The organism is Burkholderia sp. KCJ3K979 (assembly GCF_016759955.1).
Lineage (GTDB): Bacteria > Pseudomonadota > Gammaproteobacteria > Burkholderiales > Burkholderiaceae > Burkholderia > Burkholderia orbicola.
Window position 1 is genome coordinate 25,187 of sequence record NZ_JACFYV010000061.1, and the last position, 8,496, is coordinate 33,682.

Here is an 8,496-nt window from a genome sequence, read left to right on the forward strand (position 1 = left end):
CACATGCTTCTCGCGAATCCCACCTGGCTCACCACGGCCGCGGTGGCCCTGGCCGCCGCATTCGCCTCGACGACGATTCTCCGCGTACTGCTCGCCACCGGGTGGGCCTGGCGCCTGGCCACCGACATTCCGAACGACCGTTCGCTCCATACGCTGCCGACACCGCGCGTCGGCGGATGGGGCATCGTGCCCGTCTGTGTCGTTGCGCTGCTGATGCTGGCGCCGCGGCTTTGGCTGATCGCGATCGCCGCCGCGGGACTCGCCGCGATGTCGCAGATCGACGACCGGCGCGGGCTGCCGGCCCGCGTGCGATTCTCCGCGCACCTCGCGGCAGTCGTCGCGCTGATCGTCGTCTTCCCGGCCGACGCACCGTGGTGGCTGCTCGCCGGCGTGGGTTTCGCGATGGTCTGGCTGACGAACCTGTACAACTTCATGGACGGCGCCGACGGTCTCGCGGGCGGCATGGCACTGTTTGGCTTCGGCGGATACGCGGTCGCGGCGCTCGGCGGCCCGCATACGTCGCCCGATCTCGCCGTGGCGGGCGCGGCAGTGGCCGGCGCGGCGCTCGGCTTTCTTCTGCTCAATTTCCATCCGGCGAGACTGTTTCTCGGCGACGCCGGCTCGATTCCGCTCGGCTTCCTGGCTGGCGCACTGGGCTATTGGGGCTGGCGTACCGATGTCTGGCCGATCTGGTTCCCCGCCATGGTATTCGCGCCCTTTATTGCAGACGCATCTGTAACACTTTTGAGACGTCTGTTACGCGGAGAAAAGTTCTGGCAGGCGCACCGCGAGCATTATTATCAAAAGATGGTCCGGTCGGGCGTCAGTCACGGCCGGACCGCCCTTTATTGGTACCTCATCATGCTCGCAGGCATAATTCTGGCCACGTGGGCAAAGGGCCGCCCCGAACTGCAGCAATGGCTGTCGTTTCTTGCGTGGTATGGCGTCCTGGCATGGTTCGGATGGTTGATCGACCTGCGTTGGCGCCGGTTTCAAGCGGCCGCCGAAAACAATTCTTGAGGTTTCCCGCCGATGTTGCGATCCAGAGCATCTTGGCTGTCCCTGAGTGCTTTCCTGTTCGACCTGACGGCGGTTGTCGCCGCATGGTTGTTCGCTTATCTCGTTCGTTTCAACGGCAGCGTTCCGCATGATTTCCTGAGCGGCGCGCTGATGGCGCTGACGTGGGCACTGCCCGTCTATGCGCTGATGTTCCGCGGCTTCGGCCTGTATCGCGGGCTGTGGGTGTTCGCCAGCCTGCCCGATCTGATGCGCATCGCGAAGGCGGTGGCCGGCGGCGGCGTGATCGTGATGATCGGCGCGGTGATGTTCCAGCCGCAGCCGATCATTCCGCGCTCGGTGCTGCTGGTGTCGCCGTTGATGCTGTTCCTGGCAATGGGCGGCGCCCGCGCGCTGTATCGCGCGACGAAGGAGTACTACCTGTACGGTGGGCTGGTGGGCAAGGGCAAGCCGGTGCTGGTGCTGGGTGCCGGCACGGCCGGCGCGAGCCTCGCGCGCGAACTGTCGCGCTCCGGTGAATGGCGCTTGGTCGGCCTGCTCGACGACGACGTCACGAAGCAGGGCCGAGAAATCTACGGCTACAAGGTGCTCGGCTCGTTCAACGACCTCAAGCACTGGACCGATGCGATGAAGGTCGAATACGCGATCATCGCGATTCCGTCGGCATCGGTCGAAACCCAGCGTCGCGTCGCGACCCTGTGTGTGCGTGCCGGCGTGAAGGCGATGGTGCTGCCTTCGCTGACCGCGCTGATGCCGGGGCAGGGCTTCCTGTCGCAGGTACGGAACATCGATCTCGAGGATCTGCTCGGCCGCGACGCGGTGACGATCGATACGCCGCACGTCGAAGCGCTGCTGCGCGGCCGCGTCGTGATGGTGACCGGCGCGGGCGGCTCGATCGGCTCCGAGTTGTGCCGGCAGATCCTGCGCTTCGCCCCTGCGCAGCTCGTTGCATTCGATCTCTCGGAATACGCGATGTACCGGCTGACCGAGGAATTGCGTGAGCGTTTTCCGGATCTGCCCGTGGTGCCGATCATCGGCGATGCGAAGGATTCGCTGCTGCTCGACCAGGTGATGTCGCGTCACGCGCCGCACATCGTGTTCCATGCGGCCGCCTACAAGCACGTGCCGTTGATGGAAGAGCACAACGCATGGCAGGCGCTGCGCAACAACGTGCTCGGCACCTATCGCGTGGCGCGGGCGGCGATCCGCCACGACGTGCGTCACTTCGTGTTGATCTCGACCGACAAGGCGGTCAATCCGACCAACGTGATGGGCGCGAGCAAGCGTCTCGCGGAAATGGCCTGCCAGGCGTTGCAGCAGTCGAGCGGGCGTACGCAGTTCGAGACGGTGCGCTTCGGCAACGTGCTCGGCAGCGCGGGCAGCGTGATTCCGAAGTTTCAGCAGCAGATCGCGAAGGGCGGCCCGGTGACGGTCACGCACCCGGAGATCACGCGTTTCTTCATGACGATTCCGGAGGCGTCGCAGCTCGTGCTGCAGGCGTCGAGCATGGGGCATGGCGGCGAGATCTTCATTCTCGACATGGGCGAGCCGGTGAAGATCGTCGATCTCGCGTGCGACCTGATCCGCCTGTACGGCTTCTCGGAAGAACAGATTCGCATCGAGTTCACCGGGCTGCGGCCGGGCGAGAAGCTCTACGAGGAGTTGCTCGCTGACGACGAGGCGACGACGCGTACGCCGCACCCGAAGCTGCGGATCGCACGTGCGCGCGAAGTGCCGGACAATTTCCTCGACGAATTGCTGCCGTGGCTGATGCAGCATCGCGTGCTGTCCGACGACGAGGTGCGGCGCGATCTGCGGCGCTGGGTGCCGGAATACCAGACGGCCGTTGCCCCCGTGTTGCAGAGCGTGCCGTCGGTGCGCGTCGTATCGAACGGGTGATGCGGTCCCCGGCCGTGAACTGAACGGCAAGAAGAGAAAAAGCGCCCGGCAGGGCGCTTTTTTTCGTCCAGAAACGGTTACGCGATTCAGCGGCCGGGCCGATGCTTCCTCACCACCATCCATCGCGGCGCCTTGAACCGCACGATGCTGAGATAAAGCCACACATAGGTCAGCGCGAACAGCACGACGAACGCGAACAGGTGCACCGTATGCCGCCAGAACAGCGTCGCCGGTATCACCGCGACGAGGCATAGCAGCCACAAATACGGCGACGTCAGCGAATTCCGCCGCGTCAGATCGTGCGCATGCTTCGTCCCGACGGCCCATCTCATCAGCCGCTTGTACACGAGCATGTGCAGGTGCACGCCGTCCGGAATCCCCGGCGATATCCCGCGGATGAACTTCTTCCGGTAGATCGAGAAGCAGGTCTCGAAGATCGGATACATGAACAGTAGCACCGGGTACCACGCGGACACCTCGCGGTTGCGCATCACGAGCATGATCGCGAGTTCCGCGAGCATGAAGCCGATGAAATACGCGCCGCCGTCGCCGAGGAAGATCAGCCCGGCGGGGAAATTCCACAGGAAGAAGCCGAGCACCGCGCCCATCATGATGATCGACGCGGACATCACGACCGGGTCGTTGACGTGGAACGCGACATACGCGAGCGACGCGAACATCATGAAGCTGACCATCGACGCGAGCCCGTTGAACCCGTCGATGATGTTGATCGCATTCGCGAGCGCCGCGACCGCGAGCACCGTGATGAATGCCGAGATGGCCACGTAGCCGAGCAGGAAGTCGAGCGGTGGCACGCTGATGCGCGTGACCGCGATGTTCATCAGCCAGAATGCGAGCGCGGCCGCGCCCATCGTGCACAGCAGCCGCGCACGCGGCGACACGCGCTTGGTCAGGTCCTCGACGAGGCCGGACAGGAACGCCGGCAGCCCGCAGGCAACGATCCCGAGAATGCTGCCGGAGATCGTCGGATAGCGCCGGAACAGCACCAGCGCGGCAACGACGACTCCGGCGAGGATCCCGATGCCGCCCACCCGCGGCACCGGCCGCACATGGAATTTCTGCACGCCGGCCAGGTCGCTGTCGATCGAGAATTTCTCGTGAAGGTGCGCGTAGCGCACGATGAACAGCGTGACGAGCAAGGAGACGATGAAGCCGGACGCGAAGCTGAGCATGGGATCGCTCGGAAAATGGACAGCGGATTATACAAAACCGCGCGGGTTCCCCTCCTGCCATCGCCAGTGGTCGGCACACATCTCTTCGATACCGAGCGTCGCACGCCAGCCGATGATGTCGGCCGCGGCCTGCGGGTTCGCATAGCACTCGGCGATGTCGCCCGGGCGGCGCGCGACGAGTTCGTACGGCACCGGGCGGCCCGACGCCTTCTCGAACGCGCGCACGACTTCCAGCACGCTGTAGCCCTGGCCGGTGCCGAGGTTCACGACGAAGCTCGCGTCGCGCTTCGCGAGCGCGTCGAGCGCGGCGATGTGCCCCTTCGCGAGATCGACGACGTGGATGTAGTCGCGCACGCCGGTGCCGTCCGGCGTCGGGTAGTCGGAGCCGAACACGCGCAGCTTTTCGAGCTTGCCGACCGCGACCTGCGCGACGTACGGCATCAGGTTGTTCGGGATGCCGGCCGGGTCCTCGCCGATCAGCCCGCTCGCGTGCGCGCCGACCGGGTTGAAGTAGCGCAGCGTCGCGATCCGCCACGACGGGTCCGAGACTTCGAGATCGCGCAGGATCTGCTCGGCGATCAGCTTCGACTGGCCGTACGGGTTCGTCGCGGACAGCGGGAACGATTCGTCGATCGGCGAGCGCTCGGGCACGCCGTACACGGTCGCGGACGAGCTGAACACGAACTGCCTGACGTTGCGCTCGCGCATGACCTTCAGCACGGCGAGCAGCCCGCCGATGTTGTTCTGGTAGTACTCGAGCGGCTTCGCGACCGATTCGCCGACGGCCTTGAGCGCCGCGAAGTGAATCGTGCCGGTGATCGGATGCGCGTCGAATACCTTCGCGAGCGCGGCTTCGTCGCACACGTCGACCTGGTGGAACGCGGGCGTCTTGCCCGTGATCTGCTCGATCCGGCGCACCGATTCGGCCTTGCTGTTGACGAGGTTGTCGACGATCACGACGTCGTAGCCGTTGTCGAGCAGCTCGACGGCCGTGTGCGAGCCGATATAGCCCGCGCCGCCGGTAACGAGGATGGTGCCTTTAGCGGTCATTGCTGATGCGCTCCTTCAGAGTGTGAATCCTGTCAACGAATGGATGGTCTCCCTGTAGCGTTCGACGACCTGCTGTTCGTCGAATTCCGCCGCGACCTTGTGCCGGCCGCGTGCGCCCATCGTCGCCCGGCCTTGCGGCCCGAGCGCGATCATGCGATTCAATTGTTCGGCAAGGCTCGCGCTGTCGCGCACGCGGCACAGGTAACCCGTTTCGCCGTCGGCGACGACGTCGCGGCAGCCCGGCACGTCGGTCGCGACGATCGGGCGGCCCATCGCCGAAGCTTCCATCAGCGTGCGCGGCACGCCTTCGCGGTACGACGGCAGCACGACGCAGTCGGCCGCCGCGATGTGCGGTCGCACGTCGTGCGCTTCGCCGAGATACTCGACGATGCCTTCGCCGACCCACGCGTCGACGTCCGCGCGACCGATCGCGCTCGGATTGTCGACGCCGAGCGGCCCGAGCAGCTGGAAGCGCGCATTCGGGAAGCGCTCGCGCACGAGACGCGCGGCCTCCACGTATTCGCGCACGCCCTTGTCCCACAGCAGCCGGCCGATCAGGATGAAGACGGGGGCGTCGCCGCCCGGCAGCGGCACGGGCGAGAACTGTTCGAGATCGACGCCTTCGCCGTGCAGCAGCCGCGCACGGTCGGGATGCGCGAGCAAGCGCTCGTCGGTGAAGGTCGCGAGATCGTCGCGGTTCAGGAACCACACCTCACGCGGGAAGCGGAACGCGAACCGGTACAGTCGCTTCGCGACGCTCGCCGCGCGGCTTTTCTGGATGAACACGTAGCCGAGGCCCGTCGTCACGGCGATCGACGGCACGCGCGCGAGCCACGCGGCCACCGAGCCGTAGATGTTCGGCTTGATCGTGTAATGGAACACGAGATCGGGCCGCAGCGCGCGGTAGTGACGCACCAGCGCGGCGAGCGTGCCGAGATCCTCGCGCGGGCTCGTGCCTTTCGACGCGATGGCGAGCGCCACGTAGCGGCAGCCCATCTGCTCGAGCAACGGCACCGTGCGGTCGTGCGGCGCGATCACGATGACCTCGGCGCCGCGCGCGACGAGCGCACGGATCAGCCCGTGGCGATACGTATGGATCGCCCAGGCCGTGTTGCAGACGAGCGCGATGCGCAGCGGGGAGGTGGCGGCCATGAAAAAAAGAAAAAATAAAGCGTCGAAATGGGCGAACGGGGCCGGGTGCGCGTCACGCGGACGGTCGCGCGGCGAACAGCGTCTGCTTGATGCGCTGCAGCGTACGGTACGGCGTCACGAAATGCAGCAGGTTCTTGGCGAGGCCGGCCCAGTCGTACGGGTTCAGCACGTTGAAGTGGCGCAGCAGCAGCGTGAGCGTCGACACCAGCTGGCGCCGGCGCTTGGTCGCGCTGATCCCGCCCTCGTTAAGCTCGTAATACAGGCCGAGTTCCGGCAGGTTCGCGCAATCGTAGCGTTGCATTAACCGTAAAAAAAGATCGAGATCCTCGGCCGCGCGGTACTTCGCCCGATAGTTGCCGACTTCGCGCACGGCGTCGATGCGCAACATCACAGACGGATGCACGAGCGGCGAGCGCAGGAAGCGCGTGCGGCGCAGCGTGCGCGGATCGGCGGGCGGCATCAGCATGAAACGCGGCTCGCCGGCGCGCGAGACGACCTGGGTCCACATGCCGACGCAGGCGACGCGCGGATGGGCATCGAGATAGGCGCGTTCTTTCGCCAAGCGCTGCGGCGCGGCGAGATCGCCAGCATCGATGCGGGCCGCGTAGCGGAAGCTGCGAGCCGCGAGCGCGTCGATGCCGGCCGCCAGCGCACGTTCGATGCCGCCGTTCTGGGGCATGCGCAGCACGTCGATCGCGAGGCCCGGCAGGTCGGGCGCGACGATCGGCGGCGTGCTGCCGTCGTCGACGATCAGCACGTGCACGGGCGCGTCCTCGCGAAACGACGCGAGGGTCCGGACGACGTCGTCGTGCCCGTTGTAGGCCGGCATCAGCACGGCCACGTCGTCGAGCGGGGGCGGGCAATCAGGGGACGTCATGTTCGCAGCTTGAAACGGATGTAATAAAAGTTGACGGCGGCGGCGGCGAGGTAGCCGGCCGCCAGCCCGACGAGCGCGCCGTACAGGCCGAGCCGCGGGATCGCGAACAGGTTGACGAGTGCGGCGATGGCCAGCGCGAGCAGCCATTTCGTCAGCAACACGAATTTTGCTTGATATTTGAGAACGATAAGATTGCCTATCGCCTCGATGCCGGCCGGCACGGACAGCCAGACGGCCCAGCGGAAGATGTCGACGGACGCCTCGTAGCCGCGGCCGAACACCTTGCCGACGATCAGCGGGGCGGCGGCGTCGAGCACGAGCGCGCCGGCCGTCATCAGGCCGGCCGTCATCGCGATCAGCCGGACGATGTTGCAGCGCAGCCGCGCGACGTCCTGCACGCGGTAGACGAACGCGGGCGCGATGGTCTGCGCGAGCATCAGCGCGAGCGTGATCCAGTTCTCGTTGAGTTGCTGCGCGGCCGAGTAGCGGCCGAGATCGGCGAACGAAACGTGACGCTCGAGCATCAGGCGGTCGAGCTTCAGGAACAGGTACATGCAGATGAGGCCGAGCCAGAACACGGTGCCGGCCGTGGCAAAGTGCCGGAACAGCGGCTTGTCGAACGTCCAGCCGAGCGCGCCGCCGTTACGATGGCGGTAGTACAGCAGCAGCGCGAGGCCGATCGCGGCGGCTTCCAGCGCCCACAGCCACGCGAAGCGGGCGGGGCCGGCGGCCGCGCGCACCAGGAGCCAGACGAGCAGCGCCTTGGCGAGCGCGGTGAGCATGCTGGTGACGAGCTGCGGCTTGCTGTAGGTCATGCTCTGCAGCCACGCGTTGATCACGCCGACGAACGGCTCGCGGAACACCATCGTGACGGCCAGGCCGGCGAGCATCGCGCCGACCAGCGGGTCGAAGGCGCCCGCGGCGATCGCGATCCATGTCGCGGCGAGCGCGGCGACCGATACGGCGATGCGCAGCACGAACGCGCTGCCGAGCACCGCGCCGAGCTGCGCGGGCGGGCGTTGGACGATGGTCGGGACGAGGATTTCCGCGCCGCACACCCAGGTGAGCGGCGCCAGTACCAGGAGAAGCGTATTCGCATACTGCCATTTGCCGAACACATCTGGCCCGAAATAACGGGCCAGCAGGCCGCTGATCGCGATCGCGACGCCGATTTGCGTAAGCCGTTCGAGCCCCAGCCAGACGAGGTTCGCGACGGCCTTCGCGACGTCCGGGTTGCCGAAGCGCTTCAGCATGCGCGGCAGCGGCGGCGCGCGCGGAGGGCGGCCGGAAGCGGCGGGTGGGCGGCGG

General features: G+C 66.4%; 7 protein-coding genes. 2 read left to right on the plus strand and 5 right to left on the minus strand.

Features of this window, described 5'->3' with window-relative positions; translation table 11 throughout:
- Positions 1 to 3 precede the first annotated feature (3 nt).
- Entirely contained in the window at positions 4 to 1,020 is a 1,017-nt protein-coding gene (locus tag H3O04_RS15765; RefSeq protein WP_202588025.1) for an MraY family glycosyltransferase, read from the plus strand.
- Between the two features lie 12 nt (positions 1,021 to 1,032).
- A complete protein-coding gene (locus H3O04_RS15770) occupies positions 1,033 to 2,916 on the plus strand; it encodes a polysaccharide biosynthesis protein (RefSeq protein WP_012328042.1) in 1,884 nt (627 codons plus the stop codon).
- Between the two features lie 86 nt (positions 2,917 to 3,002).
- Here H3O04_RS15770 and H3O04_RS15775 read toward each other — a convergent pair whose 3' ends face one another.
- From H3O04_RS15775 to H3O04_RS15795, 5 genes are read right to left on the minus strand one after another with little or no spacing between them, the layout of a single operon-like run.
- Positions 3,003 to 4,109 (minus strand): MraY family glycosyltransferase, encoded by a 1,107-nt coding sequence (locus H3O04_RS15775; RefSeq protein ID WP_006476713.1) that lies wholly within the window; start codon positions 4,107 to 4,109, stop codon positions 3,003 to 3,005.
- Between the two features lie 27 nt (positions 4,110 to 4,136).
- A complete protein-coding gene (gene galE / locus H3O04_RS15780; RefSeq protein WP_059791651.1) occupies positions 4,137 to 5,159 on the minus strand; it encodes a UDP-glucose 4-epimerase GalE in 1,023 nt (340 codons plus the stop codon).
- Between the two features lie 15 nt (positions 5,160 to 5,174).
- Positions 5,175 to 6,311 (minus strand): glycosyltransferase family 4 protein, encoded by a 1,137-nt coding sequence (locus H3O04_RS15785; protein ID WP_054927459.1) that lies wholly within the window; start codon positions 6,309 to 6,311, stop codon positions 5,175 to 5,177.
- Between the two features lie 52 nt (positions 6,312 to 6,363).
- The gene (locus H3O04_RS15790) at positions 6,364 to 7,188 is read right to left on the minus strand and encodes a glycosyltransferase (protein WP_054927460.1); all 825 of its coding nucleotides are present in this window, start codon (positions 7,186 to 7,188) and stop codon (positions 6,364 to 6,366) included.
- Positions 7,185 to 8,441 (minus strand): lipopolysaccharide biosynthesis protein, encoded by a 1,257-nt coding sequence (locus H3O04_RS15795; protein ID WP_202588026.1) that lies wholly within the window; start codon positions 8,439 to 8,441, stop codon positions 7,185 to 7,187. The genes H3O04_RS15790 and H3O04_RS15795 overlap by 4 nt, the downstream gene beginning before the upstream one ends.
- Positions 8,442 to 8,496 lie beyond the last annotated feature (55 nt).

Excerpts from the sequence above, each read along its gene's own strand:
- H3O04_RS15790 (WP_054927460.1), bottom strand. The coding sequence starts at position 7,188 with ATGACGTCCCCTGATTGCCCGCCCCCGCTCGACGACGTGGCCGTGCTG.
- H3O04_RS15795 (WP_202588026.1), bottom strand. The coding sequence starts at position 8,441 with ATGCTGAAGCGCTTCGGCAACCCGGACGTCGCGAAGGCCGTCGCGAAC.
- H3O04_RS15765 (WP_202588025.1), top strand. The coding sequence starts at position 4 with ATGCTTCTCGCGAATCCCACCTGGCTCACCACGGCCGCGGTGGCCCTG.
- H3O04_RS15785 (WP_054927459.1), bottom strand. The coding sequence starts at position 6,311 with ATGGCCGCCACCTCCCCGCTGCGCATCGCGCTCGTCTGCAACACGGCC.
- H3O04_RS15775 (WP_006476713.1), bottom strand. The coding sequence starts at position 4,109 with ATGCTCAGCTTCGCGTCCGGCTTCATCGTCTCCTTGCTCGTCACGCTG.
- galE (WP_059791651.1), bottom strand. The coding sequence starts at position 5,159 with ATGACCGCTAAAGGCACCATCCTCGTTACCGGCGGCGCGGGCTATATC.
- H3O04_RS15770 (WP_012328042.1), top strand. The coding sequence starts at position 1,033 with ATGTTGCGATCCAGAGCATCTTGGCTGTCCCTGAGTGCTTTCCTGTTC.